A 17,009-nucleotide genomic window follows, 5' to 3' on the forward strand; every position below is an offset into this window, starting at 1 on the left:
GCTTAATCGCTCGGTTTTTTTTATGTCTACCAGAGTGGAGTTCAGAATACTGAAAGAATAACGACTCAATCCAGTATCCAAACGCGATTTGCGCGACGTTTATTCGTCAGGGTAACCTTGCGGGTTATTTGACTGCCAGCGCCATGTGTCTTGCGTCATTTCATCAACCGTTCGTGTTGCTTTCCAGCCTAAATCTCTTGCCGCTTTACTTGAATCAGCCCAACACTCAGCAATATCGCCAGCACGACGTGGCACAAATTGATACGCAATTGAATTACCGCTAGCTTGTTCAAATGCTTCAACCATTTCCAACACACTATAGCCTTTACCAGCACCCAAATTATAGGTGTGTAGTCCCGCTTTCGAGCCCACGCCATTCAATGCGGCAATATGACCATCCGCAAGATCCATAACGTGAATGTAATCACGCACACCCGTACCATCAACGGTTGGATAGTCATTACCAAATATCGACAAGTGTTCACGACGTCCAACCGCTACTTGAGCAATAAACGGCATTAGGTTGTTTGGAATGCCTTGTGGGTCTTCACCTAGTTCACCAGAAGGATGGGAACCTACCGGGTTAAAGTAGCGCAGTAGCGTAATACTCCAATCTGGGTTCGCAAGTTGGAAGTCGGTCAGACACTCTTCCACAATCAGCTTACTACGGCCATAAGGGTTGGTCGCACTGGTTGGGAAATCTTCGGTAATAGGCACAGAAGCAGGATCGCCATACACGGTAGCGGAAGAGCTAAAGATCAGGCTAGAGACACCCGCGTCACGCATTGCATCAACCAGCACTAGCGTACCATGGACATTATTATCATAATATTCGAGAGGTTTTTGCACCGACTCGCCAACTGCTTTTAAGCCAGCGAAGTGAATGACGGATTGAATTTCATTATTTTTAAGAACATCCGTAATAAAGGCTTTATCACGAATGTCACCTTGAATAAATTTAACCTCGACACCCGTAACTTGTTTAATTCTCTTCAGTACCGATTTTTTACTATTATAAAGGTTATCAATAATAATCGGAGTCATGCCCGCCGCGAGCATTTGAATGCAAGTATGGCTGCCAATATAACCCATACCACCTGTGACTAATACGTTCATTCTTTTGCCTTCTACGTCAATATCCTTCAATTATACGACGTTTTTTACCGTTACCTCAAAGCCAAATTACGACATTTATCAAACTTACGACATATACAGAGTGATTATTTCAAGCGTGCACCCAACCGCAAATTTCCTATCACCCTATCGGTGTCACAGACCCCAATTGATATTCTGAGGTAAGGTTGCTTAACAATTCGTCACGCTTTAGCGGCAACCAATAACCCTCATAAAGCATCGCACGAGAGGGTTATTGAAATGGTTGTAGTTAAAGCAAAGAATATTGAGAGGGAGCATCAATGATCGAACAACGTATCATGCTTAATTGTGATATGGGTGAAAGTTATGGGCAATGGACGATGGGCAATGATGAACAGATCATGCCTTTGATTGATATGGCGAATATTGCCTGTGGCTTTCATGCTTCTGATCCTAAAACGATGGCGGAAACCATACAATTGGCAGTGCAACACAATGTAAAAATTGGCGCTCATCCCAGTTATCCCGATATTGTTGGCTTTGGTCGGCGATCACTCGCCATGCAAGCCGACGAACTGACCTACAGCATCATCTACCAAGTTGGCGCGCTTAAAGCGATGTGTGAGAGCTTTAATACTGACGTTCGCTACATCAAGCCTCATGGTGCTCTGTATAACGACATGCTCAAAGATTATGAAATTTTTGAAGCCGTCATTGATGCCGTTGCCTGTTTTAATGTGCCATTGATGATGCTGGCTGTGCCAAATAGCCAACCCTTTCTCGATATCGCTGATCGTTATGAAGTGCCGCTATTATTTGAAGCGTTTGCTGACCGTGCCTACCTCAGCGATGGTTCACTCGCGCCTCGTCATCAACAAGACGCAGTGTTGCATGATTGCCAAGCAGTGATCGATCAGGTAAAGCAATTGACTGCATTTGGTAAGATCCGCACGTTAGATGGCGAGACACTCGTTATCGAAGCGGATACTCTTTGTGTCCACGGCGACAACCCAAATGCAGTGAATATTCTCACGCAACTTAATAACGCAATGGGAGTAGAAGATGACCGATAAACTCACCTTTAGCCCCGTCTCTGAATGCGCCCTGTTGATCAATTTTAACCAGCCAGATAGTGCAGAGCTTTCTGCTACCATTGGTCGCGTGACTCAAGCATTCTACCAGCAGTTAAGCCACTGCATTATGAACGTCACGCCCTCTTACACGACCATCTTGGTTGATTACCTTCCGCATCGAATACAGCTCATCACCTTGCAAAAACAATTAAGCGGTATTATCGAGAAGGTGCAATCAGAACCTGCAAATCAGGTTGAACGGCGTTTAATTGAATTGCCTGTTTACTATCATCCTGATGTTGGACCTGATCTAGTGCGATTCGAACAGAACGGCAACGATATTGAACAAACCATCGCTTTACACACCTCAACAATTTATACCGTTCAGGCAACTGGTTTCGCCCCAGGTTTCGCTTTTTTAGGTGACGTTGTCACCGATATTCAGCGTGCAAGACATACTACACCAAGGCTACAAGTACCAAAAGGCAGCGTCGCGATAGCTGACAATAAAACCGCCGTCTACCCCTGCGACTCCCCTGCGGGTTGGAACATAATCGGCAACTGCCCTATTGCTCTATATGACCCAAACCAGTCACCAATGACCCCTTTCTCAATTGGTGATCAAGTCAAGTTTGTCGCCATCAATAAAGCGCACTTTTTGGAGCTTGGTGGCGTCATTTCGGAGGATTGGTATGAATAATCAAGGATTAAGAGTACTCAAGCCTGGCGCGTTAAGCGTTATACAAGATCTCGGCCGATTTGGTTATGCACAATTGGGGCTTAGCCAAGGTGGCCCTCTTGACGAATACGCTTACAGCTGGGCGAACTTCTTACTTGGTAATCCAGTCAATTTGCCCTGCATCGAGATCACGCTCGGCCAAGCTGAATTTGCCATTGAACAGGATGGTGAATTTGCTATTTGTGGTGCCGACCTAAAAGCAAGCTTAGACGATACACCATTGGAGAATTGGAGTTCCTTTTTCGCCTTTAAGGGGCAATGTTTAAGCTTCGCCCTGCCCAAAAATGGTTTGCGTAGCTACTTGGCAGTCAAAGGAGGATTTTTACTCACCTCACAATTAGGCAGTTGTGCCAGTGTTGAACGTGACCAGCTTGGTGGAATCGCCAATGGCAAGGCTCTGCAAGAAGGTGATCAACTGCGTTTTTCAGCGCCGAATACGCGCAGTTCTTTTCAAAAGCGCCAGCTCAGTTTTCGTTTCATCCCTGACTATGATCTGCCCATCACATTACGCGTCATCGAAGGCTATCAACGTAACATTTTTTCAAAACAAGCCATTGAGCAGTTCTATCAACAAGAGTTTGAAGTCAGCGCCCATATTAACCGGATGGGTTACCGCTTAACCGGAGCTTGTATTACCCCACCTCAGCAGAAAATGTTGAGTGAGGGGATCGCGCTCGGTGCAATTCAAATACCGCCCGATGGCGAACCGATTATTTTATTAAATGATCGCCAAACCGTAGGTGGTTATCCCAAGATAGGTTGTATTTCGCGCATTGATTTACCCCGGCTTGCTCAAGCAAAGCCGGGGCAAAAAGTGCGTTTTGTCAAAGGACAGTTGCAAGAGTTGCAATCGGACTGGGTTCAATGGGCCAATTACTTCGGTTATTAGTTACTTAGGTTATTAATTACTTCGGTTGTGATAACACCCTACATATAACCAAACGGCCTGCTAATGCAGGCCGTTTGGTTATGACTTTTTACTCTGAGTAACTCAAATACTAATGCCCATATACTTGAGCAAGCTCGGTAGGATAACCACGCTCTAGCGCCAGCAACTGCGCCTTTTCTACCACCTGAGACTCAGTTAGCGCACAGCTGATTGGATGCAGATCTTCAATGCTCATTTTCCTCGGCTCATCATTGATTGCTTCCTTGGACTTGCCAACCAACTGCCATTGTTCAACAATTTTACACGCCGCTTCAAGTGCCGATGAACCTTTTACCACCTCAATACGGGCATAATGCTCACCAGCAAATGAAACATCGGCGGCACGCAAAGTTTCATCATTTCCGGGGATCTGTTGCGCTCCAAATAAAGGTAATCCAAACTCGATTGCATCAGCGTAGCTCGGTACAAAACGACTCATATGCTCAATCGCTTTATTACTGCGCTCAACCCGTACAGATTCACGCCAACCCTGACTGATCTTATTCACCAGCTGCGCAGGCAGTTGCGGTTGCGAAGATTGATGACAAGACCCCACTAAGCCATCTTCAAACAGAGTGACCTCTTTTGTCATACCGTGTAACTGAAAAATTGAACTTGGGTAAGGCGTCAGCTGAGCCATTCCATTTGGCGTGCCACGAGGACCATGGAAAATCACTTCGGGCCACATTTGTTGATTGCTCGCCCACTTCGTGACATACGCAGCTTTAAATTCGACCATTCGTTGGCGAGGAGTATTTGCTAAATCATCAACAATACCCGTCTCAAAACCACAGGCGTTAATAACGTAATCATAATGATGCTGATAGCGCATCTGACCGTCATCCATGGTCAACAACCACTGCATGCCCGATGGGGTCATGTCGACCAATTGAGTGTTCAGTTTCATCTGACAATTAGGCAGTTGCAATAGCGCCAGCATTGCAGACGCGGCAATGCGAAAAACGCTCCAACCATATTCGTTTACCGATACCACGGGATAATGAATGGCGTCTAAGTCCGCTTGTTGAGCGAATGGAATTAGCCATTCATCGTGATCTTGTGGCTCTGCACGTTGCTCGCGCAGTTTGAGTTGGTCTAATTCTTCACGAGAATACAATTTGAAGTATTGCTCTGGCTCGCCCAGTACACGGTTTGCCTCATCCTGCTCAACTAAATCTCGATATACAGCACGAATTTGCTCTAAACGCGGCAACAACTCATTTGGGTCACCCCCATCGCTATGGGGTACCACAATCAAAGTCGGGCGTTTGTTTAGGGTATGGGGGTAAAGGCGAACAGAGTCGATCGACTGTCTGAGTAGCTGAACACACTGCTCAAGCGGGATCTCCCTGTACAAATTTCCACCAGCGTGCAAGTGACAGATTGGCGGGCCACTGATTAAGCTTGAGCTTTTTTCAATGAGATCAACCTCAATGCCCTGTTCTGCAAGGTGTAATGCAGTGGTTGCTCCCGCAATACCACCACCGATAACCGCAACTTTAGTCGGTTTATCTTGATCAATATTTAATGTCATTTAGATCAGTAATTCATTCTTTCTGATGGTATTTTACTGGCTTTATGCCGTTATGAAAATCACATTTTTAGCAAGGTAATTTTCACGTATTTTCAGGGAAAAAAATCGAAAAAAAGCTTGACGCATTTTTTGCAAATTCGCGAAATTCCCTCTGTGTGAATAATTAAAATCCGCCAAAGGCGGGTTTTATTGGCTTAGCACGATGGGCAGCTTTCCACGCCCAAAGAGTTATCCCTAACTTTATCCACAAGTTCTGTGGGTAACTAGTTAGTTTGACCTACTCAATGTTAGCTAAAGTCTTTATTTATAGGGATTAATAGCCGTTTTATTAGACTGTTAACAACCACGGCCAGGGTACAAAACGCCAACATTGGCAGCCAGATCCATAGTGAATAATGCAGTTGATTTTCAAGATCAAAACCGATTCTCATGATCGCCGCGACAATGAGCTCCGCCCCCAAGATAGCGATAATGCCTGCGACCAGCGCCATGACGCCATATTCAGCCCATATCGTCCTAATCACTCGTTTTTTACTGGCCCCGAGAGTACGATAAAGTTGAATTTCATTTTGTCGCTGGCCAAGGCTTAAACGCAATAAGGTAAAAATCAATAAAGCGCCCGCGATAACACTGAGCGATGCCAACAAAGTAATTGCCCACACGATCTGACCGACCAATTGCTGAATCTTGGCGCCCATCACACGAATATCCATTAAGCTTACCGTTGGATGCTGGCGTGAAAGTGTATTAAGTAACTGATCATGTTGCTGCTCAACACGAAAACTGACTAAATAGGTGGCCGGTATTTGCTTCAACACGTCCGGAGTAAAAATAAAGTAGAAGTTAGGCTTCATATCTCGCCACTCAACCTGACGGATGGAGTCCACTCTTGCCACCACGGTTTGGCTATTGATAATAAAGCCTAGCTCATCACCCAATTTAAGCCCTAAATCGGTTGCAACCTCAGATTCAACCGACACACCACCGCTTGGCTGCCAATCTCCTTCAAGCAATTCATTGTGAGCTGGGATCGCCTCAGCAAAGGTAAAGTTAATTTCACGACGTAAGGAATCGCTCCCCTCACCACCTTGTGCATATTCCATCGCTGCGCGCTGGTTTATGGTGGCGACTCGCCCACGAATAATCGGATAAGCCTCTGAACGCTCAATCGCTTCAGCATCTAATATCGCAAGATAACTCTCTTTTTCATAAGGGGCGATATTCAAAGCAAACGCATTCGGCGCATTATCGGGTAACGTTCTCTGCCAATCAGACAGCAAGTCAGTTCTAACCAACCACATTACCGCCAACAACATAAGCGATAACGACAGTGCGCCAAATTGAATGCCACTGCTCATCAGAGAGCGATTGATGCGACTCAACGCCAGTTTGAACCCGGCATTTAGTGGTAATTTCGCCATCGCGCGGGTGATAAAGATGCTGACCAACGCCAAAATGACAAACAATATCATCATTCCACCCAGCACTAACCACACCAGTAAGTTGTCACGATATACCACTAACATTGGTAGCACGGGCACCAGCAATAAAGCATAGCGTGCGCGCCCCACTCGCTGTTGCGTCGATTGCATCACATTGACCGCATTGACATTAATCAGCTTTATCAATGGAATGCCTAAGGCCGGAATAGCGATGAGCACACTCGTTGCCACCGCAATAAGTGCAGGCGCAATCCCATAAGAAGGCAACGGACTCGGCAACAAATCAGCCAAAGGAATACGCAGCAGATATTCAAGACCAATACCCAATAGGCAGCCTAAGAACGAGGCTACAGCGAGCAATATCAACACTTGGATGGTCAACCAATGAATAATCCAGCGTTTACTCGCGCCCAAACTTTTTAGCATCGCGATGGTTTTTAAACGAGTCGATACATAATGCTGACACGTTAACACTAATGTGGTCGCCGCCATGATCACCACGATCGCCACCGTCAGAGAAAGGTACTGCTCAGTGCGCTGAAACACTTCATTGGTTCGGCTGGCACTGTTCTGATCTCGCCAAGAATCGCTTGGCGTTAATTCGATACTGCCCTGCAACGCGGATATCTGCTCATCGCTGCCGTTGAAATAATAGTTGTAACGCACTCGGCTACCAAGCTGTACAGCCCCGGTCTTCTCTAGGTCATCTTGATGAATATACGCAGATGGCATTTGTTGAAATGGATTAAAGCTCAATCCCGGCTCTTCGACTACGCGCCCTGTAATAACAAAATCCGCGTCCCCGAGCGTGATGCTATCGCCTTGCTGAACTTTTAGCTGATTAAATAGACGCTCATCCAGCCACAATTGATTACGCAAGACACGGTTTTCACTCTTTTCACCGTTTGCCAACTTGAGCTCGCCTTGCAGCGGATAGCGCGAATCAACCGCTTTAACCGTAACTAACTTCATTTCTTGAGCACTAAAAGCCATCGTGGCAAAGCGAGTCAATACTGAGGAGTCTAACTGTAAGGTAATGGCCTGTGCTTCCAATTTATCCGGAATAGGATTGGACGAACTATAAATAGTATCCGCGGTGAGTGCTTCTTTGCCTTGCTTAACCACCACTTGTTCCATACGCTCAGCCAACGCGGTCAGCGCAAAGATTGCGGCAATAATCAAGGTTAGTGCAATCGATACTGGCCATAACTGTCCTTGACGGATCTCTTTACTGCTCCACTTAAAGAGCTGAAGATTAAGATGACCTTGAGTAAGCTTTGTCATTACTTAATCTCCAATTTACCCGCCTGAATCGTAAAAATGCGGTCACATCGCGCGGCGAGCTGCATATCATGAGTCACCAACACCAATGTCGTGCCATGACGCAGATTAAGCTCAAACAACAACTCCACCACTTTTTCTGCTGTGTGTTGATCAAGGTTTCCTGTCGGCTCATCGGCAAATAGAATCTGCGGTTCAGTCATAAAAGCACGAGCAAGCGCGACACGTTGTTGCTCTCCGCCAGACAATTGTGCAGGGGAATGATGGATGCGCTGCGCCAACCCAACCGATTCCAGTAAGGAAATGGCCCGTGCTTTGTCTTGCTCTTCCCCTTTGAGCAAACAAGGCAAAGTGACATTATCAAGCGCAGATAAGCTCGGGATTAACAAAAAACTCTGGAACACAAAACCGATCGATTGGCTACGAATTGCGGCTCGAGCCTCATCATCTAGGCTTGATAATGGTTGTCCAAGCAATTCAACCTCACCGTTGGTCGGCGTATCTAGCCCAGCCAACAATGTCATGAGCGTCGATTTACCCGCGCCAGAAGTGCCGACAATCGCGACACTTTCGCCCGCTTGGATCTCAAGGTTAATATCATCAAGGATTGTCAAATGTTCTTGATTGGTGGAAACTGTCTTTCCTAAAGATATAGCTTTTATCACGGATGTTTGCATGCTACGACTTCTTTCCTTAGTTCTCGCGTTACTCACGACCATTCCTGCTAGTGCAACGACGCTGCTGATATTAGGCGATAGCCTTAGTGCAGGCTATCAGATGCCAATTGAAAAAGCTTGGCCTAGTTTATTACCAAATATGATGGACAATAAAGGCAAATCACTGACCATCGTTAACAGCAGCATCTCAGGTGATACTACAGGGAACGGGTTAGCGCGCTTGCCACAATTACTCACTCAATATAAGCCGCACTATGTGCTAATTGAGCTCGGTGCAAATGATGGACTGCGAGGCTTTCCACCCAATCTGATTGCCGCCAACCTCACCACCATCATCGATGCCGTTAAGGCATCACAAGCCACGCCTATCTTGATGCAAATCCATATTCTACCCAATTATGGAAAACGCTATACACAAGCCTTCTCAGACTTGTATCCAAATGTCGCGCAGCAACAAGATATCTCGCTTATTCCGTTTTTTCTTGAACCAATTTTACGCGACAACCCGCAATGGATGATGAGCGACGGCTTGCACCCAAAAGCAGAAGCACAACCTTGGATCGCAGAATTTGTTTCTGCACAGTTAATAAACCATCTCTAATTGCCTTAGCGCAAAAAACTCCGTGTCACTTTAGGCTAAATTGAATGCTTAAGCTGTTGCTTTTGGAGAACTAAATGATAATTAAACCAGAAATATCCGGCGTCATCGCTCGTAGTGCGCATCCTCTTGGCTGTGAAAAAGCCATCTTAAATCAAATTGATTACGTGAAACACGCTAGGCCGATCACCAACGGGCCTAAACGTGTTCTGATCATTGGGGCATCTTCTGGTTTTGGCCTTGCTGCACGTATCGCATTGACGTTCGGGGGAGCTCAAGCGGATACAATTGGTGTTTCTTTTGAGCGAGGCCCATCAGACAAAGGCGTCGGTAGCGCTGGCTTCTACAATAATCTCTATTTTCGTGAACACGCTCAGAACGAAGGTCGTATCGCAATTAATATCGATGGCGATGCCTTCTCTACGCAAACCAAAGAGAGCGTGATCGAAGCTATCGAAACGTATTTTGAGGGTGAAGTCGACTTAATTATCTACAGTGTCGCCAGTGGCCTACGTCCCAATTACCAAACGGGTGAGATGTGGCGTTCAGCGATCAAACCTATCGGTCAAGCCGTTGCTGGTGCATCAGTCTCGCTTGAGCACGATCAATGGCTAGAATCGACATTAGATCCGGCAACCGAGCAAGAGATCGATGGCACACTTAAAGTGATGGGCGGCGAAGATTGGGAAGCTTGGGTCGATACTCTGATTAACTCTGAATCCATTGCTGAAGGCTGCAAAACGGTCGCGTTCTCTTATATTGGTTCGGATCTAACCCATCCTATCTACCTTGATGGCACGCTAGGCCGCGCGAAAGTAGACTTACATCAAACCAGTCACGCGCTGAACCTCAAGCTTGCTAATTTCAGTGGTGGTGCCTATGCCAGTGTTTGTAAAGCGCTCGTGACCAAAGCGAGTGTTTTCATTCCTGGTCTCACACCTTACTTGATTGCCCTCTATAAAGTGATGAAACAAAATGGTACTCACGAAGGATGTATCGAACAGATGCAACGACTGTTTACCACCAAACTGTATGGTTGTGACAAAGTACCCGTTGACGGCGAACGCCTAATTCGTATCGACGATCTCGAGCTCAACCCAGAAACCCAAGCACAAGTTCATCAGTTGGTAGAATCGATGAACGCGAATAACTTCCAACAATTGGGTGATTACGCAGGCCTAAAGCAAGAGTTCATGCAGCTTAATGGTTTTGGTCTGGCTGGTATTGATTACAACAAAAAAGTCGATATTCAGAACATTATCTCAAAGTACAATTGCCTGGCCGACAGTTTGCTATAACCAATTGCTAACCTTGATCGCTTAATGTACGTCTCATTTTTGAGATGACTATCATTACCGTATAGCCCCCAACATAATTTGGGGGCTTTTTTGTTAAAGTAGCCCACAGATTACAAAAGGAAATTTCCGTCTATTATTAAAAGATGAGCATGGAGTGCGCACTTTTGGCTTTAGCCAAAAAGGACTGTTTTTATATGTCAAAAATCAATACTAACAAATTAGTCATACCCGATGAGATGACTCAAAGTTGGCAAAACATTGTCAACTTGCTTGCTGAGATCGTTTCAGTACCAGCTGCCTTAATCATGAGAATTCATCCCGATGTCATCGAAGTAGTCTCGAGCAATAATAACGCCCAGCATCCTTATGCTATTGGTGATAGCGAAAAGCTCGGCCAAGGTCTCTACTGTGAGTATGTCATTGAGCAACAGCAAGCACTCGAGGTACCCAATGCGCTTGCGGATCCAAACTGGGATTGCAATCCCGATATCAAACTGGGCATGGTCGCCTATTGCGGATTCCCAATTAACTGGCCGAATGGCAAGCCGTTTGGCACTATCTGCGTGTTAGATTCGCAAACAAAATCTCTCACAACGACCTATAAGGATCTGCTACAAAATTTCCGTGACGCGATTCAAGCACAATTGGTGACTCTTTATCAAAACGAAAAACTCAAACTGCTCAATGTCGAATTGAAATCTCGCGTCAGTACGCGCACGCAAGACTTAGTTGACCTCAATTTCTCATTAAACATGGAGATTGATAAGCGCCGCGCTGCTGAACAAAAGATCTTGTACCATCAAAAACACGATTTAGGCACTGGTTTTCTCAATCGTAATTCGCTTGAGTTTGAAGCAGATCAAATGCTCAGAGCGCACTCTGAACAACCTGAATTCCAAGCAGCTGCAATCCACATTGGTTTTACTAACGGCAAGTTACTGCAAACCAAACATGGGTATGGCGTGTGGGAAAATATTCTGGTTAAGTTTCGCGAGCGACTTGGTGACCTCAACCAATTTCATGTCAAAACGGCGCGCCCAACCTCAACCGAGCTAGTCCTATTGGTTCAGTCCAATCGTCTTAGTGAGCACATCAACGATTTATGCCAACAGTTATTAACCGTCAGCCACTCAGAATTTGAAGTTGATGGCGAGAACCATCACCTGCACAGCTACATCGGTATCAGTACTACCGATGACGCCGCTTCTGGACACCTGTTATTGAAATACGCATCCGGAGCGATGCATTCCTGTAAAGACTCTGGCCATAAATACAGTTTCCACTCGCATGATATTTCCGCATTGCAAACTGACATCAATCAATTAGAAAGTTACCTATTGCAAGCGGTACGAAGTGAAGACCTATTGCTTTATTTCCAACCAAAGGTATCGCCACTTAATCATAAATGGACTGGAGCCGAAGCCTTGTTACGTTGGCGCCATCCAATTCTTGGCGATATCTCCAATGAAACGCTGATCCATATGGCGGAGCAAAATGGTCTTATTTTCGAAGTGGGCACATTCGTACTACGCTCAGCGATCCAAAAAGCGTCAGAGTGGGCAACCCATGTGAAAGATTTTAAAATTGCGGTCAACATTTCTGCGGTACAACTCAAGAACCCCCACTTCGCAGAACAAATTGAAGAGTTATTGATCGCCTATCAACTCCCGCCGGAATATTTGGAATTGGAAGTCACGGAAAGCAGCTTAATTGCAGACGAAGTAATGGCGAAGAATTCTTTATTGGCGCTACATAAGCTGGGCGTCACACTCTCTTTGGATGATTTTGGCACTGGCTACTCTTCGTTCAATTACCTCAAAAAATTTCCCTTTGATGCCATCAAAGTCGATAAGAGTTTTATTCAACAATTAGATAATTGCCAAGAAGACAAAGAAATCGTTCGCTCCATCATTGCAGTGGCGAAAAAACTCAACCTCTCCGTCACCGTTGAGGGAATAGAGAATCGGTTACATGAAGAGTTTATCATCGAGGAAGGCTGTGAATTCGGCCAAGGTTTCTACTATGGGAAGCCAATGCCATGCGACGAATTTGAAATCAATTTATTAAGCCAAAACTATTTTCAAGCGAGCTAGACTCGTTATCTCATAGAAAAATGCCCTACGAGACAGACGAATGGCGATAAAATGTTAAGAATCACCGCTTGAGCTTTACTCTGTGCCAAGCGGTTCCTATAATCCACGCCTTTACCGACATTCCTAATGTGAGTTCTTTATGGATCAGCTAATCGCGACCCTAAAAAAAATCGAAAAACAGAACTATCGCGCGTATCACCAAATCAAAGGTCAGTACGACCTAACCGATTTCACGCTATTTGTTGATCACGTTCAAGCTGACCCATTTGCTTCTGCTTCACGTTTCCGCGCCTTCCGCCCATGGTCGTTAACAGGCTTAGATTGGCTAAAAGAGAAGTCTCCGGCCTATCAAATCGCCGCACGCGATTTTATTGCTCGTACTTTCTCAGAATTTGCGAAACAAGAATCTCACGTTAGCATCGCGCTGCATGGCCAAACTGTACTCGACTCGACCGCAGTGGTCTTCACTGAAGAAGGTATCGAGCTACGTTTCCGCGTTAACCTACCCGCGGAAGGCCGTTCAGTACTCGGTAAAAAGTCAATCAACATTCTTACCTTCCATTTGCCTAAATTTGTCCGCCGCGCGACCATTGCTCGTGAGATTGATATCGCCGCGTTAGAGCGTCATTGCCAAGTAATAGAAGATCAAGAAGCCTTACGCGAGCAGTTAGAAAAAAATAACCTGATTGCTTTCATTGGCAATGGTTCTGTTCTACCTCGTCTTGCCGGTAACTGCGATCTACCGATGAAAGATGCGGTTGAATTTGTTGCCCCCGAGTCACTGCAAGTTACGTTAGAGACACCTAACCAAGGGCCTGTGACTGGTCTTGGTATTCCAAAAGGCATTACATTGATCGTTGGTGGTGGTTTCCACGGTAAATCGACTCTACTGACTGCTATTGAGCGTTCGATCTACAACCATATTCCTGGTGATGGCCGTGAGCGTATTGTGACCAACCTTGATGCGATGAAAATCCGCGCTGAAGATGGTCGCAGTGTTCACAACTTAAACCTATCAAACTACATCAATCATTTGCCAATGGGTAAAGATACCGCAGACTTCTCAACCCAAGATGCCTCTGGTTCAACCTCTCAAGCAGCATGGTTACAAGAATCGATTGAATCTGGTGCGCGTGGTTTATTGATTGATGAAGATACGTCAGCAACTAACTTCATGATCCGTGATGAACGCATGCAAGCACTGGTTAGCAAGGGCGCTGAGCCGATTACTCCATTGGTTGACCGCATTGGCCAATTGCGCTCTGAATTAGATATCTCAACCATCGTCGTTATGGGTGGCTCCGGTGACTATTTGGATGTCGCAGACACGGTAATTCAAATGCACGACTACCAACCTGTTGACGTAACTGAAAAAGCGCAACAAGTTATTGCACAGCACCCTACCCAGCGTTGTAACGAAAGTGAAAGCCCACTTGAAACATTCCGTCCTCGCGCTCTTAATGGCGCGGCTCTGCAAGCGATTTTGCTGGATGGTAAGTTCCGAGTGTCTGGTAAAGGCACGGAATCCCTACGTTTTGGTAAAGAGTTCGCGGACATCTCAGCCCTTGAGCAACTTCAATCTAGCTCTGAAGTGAATGCGATCGGTTGGCTTTGGTTCCAACTTGCTCAACTACCGGGTTGGACAACCAATCCAGCCAAAGAAATTGCGCAAATGATCTCAGGTGATTGGCATCAAACAATGCCAAAACAGGGCGATCTTGCCAAACCACGTGTTTTGGATGTGATGGCAGCGCTAAACCGACTGCGTAAAGCGCAATTTAAAGCAGCCAAATAAAGCAGCGCGATTTTTATCGAATTCTTACAGCAAAGCGCCCAAATAAGGGCGCTTTTTTTATTAGATTCGTGCATATAAATCATCACACTCTCAATACATGCCATGCTTCACACACCAAGCGAAATTGGTCAGTATTGCCATTTTGTCGATCCGGATGCCATTTTAAGGCGAGTTTACGCCACTTCTTACGTATTTCACTATCACTCGCGCCTTCATTGAGCTCAAACAGCCGCAATGCTTTAACTCGATCTAATGTACCCGTTCGTTGTGTTTGCTGTCCGACGTATTCACGATAACGCGTCCAAAATTCATTGAGCAGACGTTTAATTTCACCTTCCTCAGCTTCGTAATTACTCCATTGCGTATAGTAATCTCGCAGAGGATCTTGTGGATCAATATGGTATTGCTGGCCATGATGACAATTCGGCAGTAACGCAATATCCATCGCCTCTACTTGCACCCAACGGTCGGGATAGAGAGTTTCTTGTAGTTGGTACAGCGCATTCATGATTAAAAAATTGCGCTTAAATAAATCTTTATCAGGACGAGAATCTAGGACGGGCATCAACTCTTTTTCGCTCAAATGCGCGGCTAATATATGCACTTTCCAACCTGTCGGCTTCTTACGCAATACTTCCAATATCGGCCACAACAGCGGATTTTCGATTTCACACAGTGTGGCTAGGCCATATTGTTGATTCATAGCATCCTAATAAAAATGGCATATTTAGTATTGATTATAGTAGCTTACCCTTGCACCAAGCTATGATTCAACTGCCACTGCGCCATTTTTTACAACAGTTTGAAGCAACGCCTCAACTTAACCTTTTTATGAATGAGTCAATCTTACCAAAGCAATCATACCCTCAGTCGAAATTGCTCGGTTTAAAAATCAATTGAACACCGTTTTATTGTTGGCTATGCTTAACTAAAGCTGATTAGTATTAGTCAGTACCAAGTTTTAGGTTCACAAAATTTAAGGACAAAGTAATGCCTCAACATCACAGCCTCCTCACATTAAAGGCACTAACCGTACTCTACATTGCGGTGTTTATTTTTGCGGGCATCGAGCCTGTTTCGCGCGCCGTCTGGGTTGCTGAGATCATTCCTGTGATCGCTGTTTTAGGTATAATTTGGTGGGTAGCACGCCACTATGTTTTCTCCAACACCGCCTATATCTTAATGTTTGTTTGGATTTGTTTGCATACCATCGGCTCTAAATATACCTTTGCTGAGGTACCGTTTGATTGGTTTAATCAACTCATTGGTTCAGAAGAACGCAACCATTTTGATCGAGTCGCTCACTATTCGATTGGCTTCTACGCCTATCCCATCGCGGAATACCTTATCCGTCGCAATATCATCAAACCCGTTTTTGCCTGCCTGTTCGGCCTCTTTTCTATTATGTCTCTGGCCGCTGGCTATGAAATCATCGAATGGTGGTATGCGGAGTTAGCGGGCGGAGAAGAAGGTATCGCATTTCTAGGCTCACAGGGCGATATTTGGGATGCACAAAAAGATATGCTGATGGATACACTGGGTGCCATCAGCGCACTCACACTACTTGTTTTTCAACGGCGCGTGTTTTCGTCTAACCATGCTAAGTAAGGGTTAAATCCTTCCGTAAACGGTAATTTAACCACTTGAGGAGTATCGTAATCATGCTCCTCAACAATCAAAGCTTCGAGCGCTTGATAACAACGTTGCGTTGTTTTCATCACCAGTAACCATTCCTCATCAATACAAACTTCATCTTGCCAAACGTAATGACTCTCTATGGGCATACTTTGAATACAAGCGGCCAATTACTCCTGTAATACAGCATGAATTAAAGCTTGTTTATTACTTATACTGTTTGTGGTGGTTAATACAATACAAAAGGTATCTGGCATAAGATTTCTCCGTAAGCTCTACATACTCACTTTCTAGTAGAAAATAGCAGCGCTAAGAGGCTGATAAAATCCACACAAGTTAATTCTTGACGTGAAATATGATTCCAAAAAAATAATCAAGCACTTTATCTAGATGTGACTCGCAAAAACATAACGAATGACACGTGAATGACGTTAGTTTAGAGCTGGCAGGCTAGAATTAAATTGCACGCGGGGAGTTTAGCCCGTACGCTACTGAAAAATAAATATTAAATAATAAATAACGCCAATATGGCGATTAATGCCTATTTTGTTCGCTTCGCACCGGAGAAGAAATGAAAGAAAATAAAGCCTCAACTCTTGATCACCAATGTTGCCCACTATGTGGCAGCGATGAATACCTAATGTCTGGCTCTGGCTCTTTACTTTGCGCCGAATGTGGATCTTTTTTTGAAAACGTCCATCAAGTGATTAGCAGTGAAACGTTGCATGTAAAAAGTGCCGTACCCATTTACTTCAGCCACAGCTCACTGATGAATTAATCTTTCGACCAACTAAATTCAAACAATATAAAAAAAGCCTACC

General features: G+C 45.1%; 14 protein-coding genes and 1 pseudogene. 9 read left to right on the forward strand and 6 right to left on the reverse strand.

All coding sequences use genetic code 11. The features are described from left to right. Positions 1-99: 99 nt before the first annotated feature. Entirely contained in the window at positions 100-1,116 is a 1,017-nt protein-coding gene (gene galE / locus RH88_RS16615; protein WP_005598158.1) for a UDP-glucose 4-epimerase GalE, read from the reverse strand. Between the two features lie 299 nt (positions 1,117-1,415). Between galE and RH88_RS16620 the strand changes: the two genes are divergently transcribed. Genes RH88_RS16620 through RH88_RS16630 form a run of 3 tightly spaced genes read left to right on the forward strand, consistent with a single transcriptional unit; the run spans position 1,416 to position 3,796 of the window. Beyond that, complete coding sequence (locus RH88_RS16620) at positions 1,416-2,168, forward strand: 5-oxoprolinase subunit PxpA (protein ID WP_005598160.1); 753 nt, start codon at positions 1,416-1,418, stop codon at positions 2,166-2,168. Continuing rightward, positions 2,158-2,868, forward strand: a complete 711-nt coding sequence (locus RH88_RS16625; RefSeq protein ID WP_005598162.1) for a 5-oxoprolinase subunit B family protein — start codon at positions 2,158-2,160, stop codon at positions 2,866-2,868. The genes RH88_RS16620 and RH88_RS16625 overlap by 11 nt, the downstream gene beginning before the upstream one ends. Next, positions 2,861-3,796, forward strand: coding sequence for a 5-oxoprolinase subunit C family protein (locus RH88_RS16630; RefSeq protein ID WP_005598163.1), 936 nt, complete (start codon positions 2,861-2,863; stop codon positions 3,794-3,796). Before RH88_RS16625 ends, RH88_RS16630 begins: the two co-directional genes overlap by 8 nt. Before the next feature lie 109 nt (positions 3,797-3,905). Here the strand turns inward: RH88_RS16630 and RH88_RS16635 are convergent, their stop codons facing one another. The 3 genes from RH88_RS16635 to RH88_RS16645 form a co-directional block, all read right to left on the reverse strand. Beyond that, entirely contained in the window at positions 3,906-5,369 is a 1,464-nt protein-coding gene (locus RH88_RS16635) for an FAD-dependent oxidoreductase (RefSeq protein WP_005598165.1), read from the reverse strand. Positions 5,370-5,656: 287 nt separating this feature from the next. After that, a complete protein-coding gene (locus RH88_RS16640; protein WP_005598167.1) occupies positions 5,657-8,095 on the reverse strand; it encodes an ABC transporter permease in 2,439 nt (812 codons plus the stop codon). Beyond that, positions 8,095-8,769 (reverse strand): ABC transporter ATP-binding protein, encoded by a 675-nt coding sequence (locus tag RH88_RS16645; RefSeq protein WP_005598170.1) that lies wholly within the window; start codon positions 8,767-8,769, stop codon positions 8,095-8,097. The genes RH88_RS16640 and RH88_RS16645 overlap by 1 nt, the downstream gene beginning before the upstream one ends. On the opposite strand from RH88_RS16645, the gene RH88_RS16650 reads away from it, so the two are divergent. From RH88_RS16650 to RH88_RS16665, 4 genes are all read left to right on the forward strand, one after another. Further along, entirely contained in the window at positions 8,768-9,370 is a 603-nt protein-coding gene (locus tag RH88_RS16650) for an arylesterase (RefSeq protein ID WP_005598172.1), read from the forward strand. The two genes, RH88_RS16645 and RH88_RS16650, sit on opposite strands and share 2 nt — an antisense overlap. A gap of 74 nt (positions 9,371-9,444) precedes the next feature. After that, positions 9,445-10,665 carry an enoyl-ACP reductase FabV gene (gene fabV / locus RH88_RS16655; protein ID WP_005598174.1) on the forward strand — a complete coding sequence of 407 codons (1,221 nt, stop codon included), beginning with the start codon at positions 9,445-9,447 and terminating at the stop codon, positions 10,663-10,665. A gap of 194 nt (positions 10,666-10,859) precedes the next feature. After that, positions 10,860-12,758 carry a sensor domain-containing phosphodiesterase gene (locus RH88_RS16660; RefSeq protein ID WP_005598176.1) on the forward strand — a complete coding sequence of 633 codons (1,899 nt, stop codon included), beginning with the start codon at positions 10,860-10,862 and terminating at the stop codon, positions 12,756-12,758. 139 nt (positions 12,759-12,897) lie between these two features. Then, positions 12,898-14,553 (forward strand): ABC-ATPase domain-containing protein, encoded by a 1,656-nt coding sequence (locus tag RH88_RS16665; RefSeq protein ID WP_005598179.1) that lies wholly within the window; start codon positions 12,898-12,900, stop codon positions 14,551-14,553. Positions 14,554-14,635: 82 nt separating this feature from the next. Here RH88_RS16665 and RH88_RS16670 read toward each other — a convergent pair whose 3' ends face one another. Next, on the reverse strand, positions 14,636-15,256 hold the full coding sequence (locus tag RH88_RS16670; protein WP_005598180.1) for a DNA-J related domain-containing protein: 621 nt from the start codon (positions 15,254-15,256) through the stop codon (positions 14,636-14,638). Positions 15,257-15,543: 287 nt separating this feature from the next. Between RH88_RS16670 and RH88_RS16675 the strand changes: the two genes are divergently transcribed. Beyond that, positions 15,544-16,161, forward strand: coding sequence for a DUF2238 domain-containing protein (locus RH88_RS16675; protein WP_005598184.1), 618 nt, complete (start codon positions 15,544-15,546; stop codon positions 16,159-16,161). Here RH88_RS16675 and cutA read toward each other — a convergent pair. Beyond that, positions 16,125-16,445: pseudogene (cutA, locus tag RH88_RS16680) on the reverse strand (divalent-cation tolerance protein CutA). The gene RH88_RS16675 and the pseudogene cutA sit on opposite strands and share 37 nt — an antisense overlap. Before the next feature lie 314 nt (positions 16,446-16,759). Here cutA and RH88_RS16685 point away from each other — a divergent pair. Next, positions 16,760-16,966 carry a hypothetical protein gene (locus RH88_RS16685; RefSeq protein ID WP_005598188.1) on the forward strand — a complete coding sequence of 69 codons (207 nt, stop codon included), beginning with the start codon at positions 16,760-16,762 and terminating at the stop codon, positions 16,964-16,966. The last annotated feature ends 43 nt before the right edge of the window (positions 16,967-17,009 follow it).

This window comes from Vibrio scophthalmi LMG 19158 (assembly GCF_000222585.1).
Lineage (GTDB): Bacteria > Pseudomonadota > Gammaproteobacteria > Enterobacterales > Vibrionaceae > Vibrio > Vibrio scophthalmi.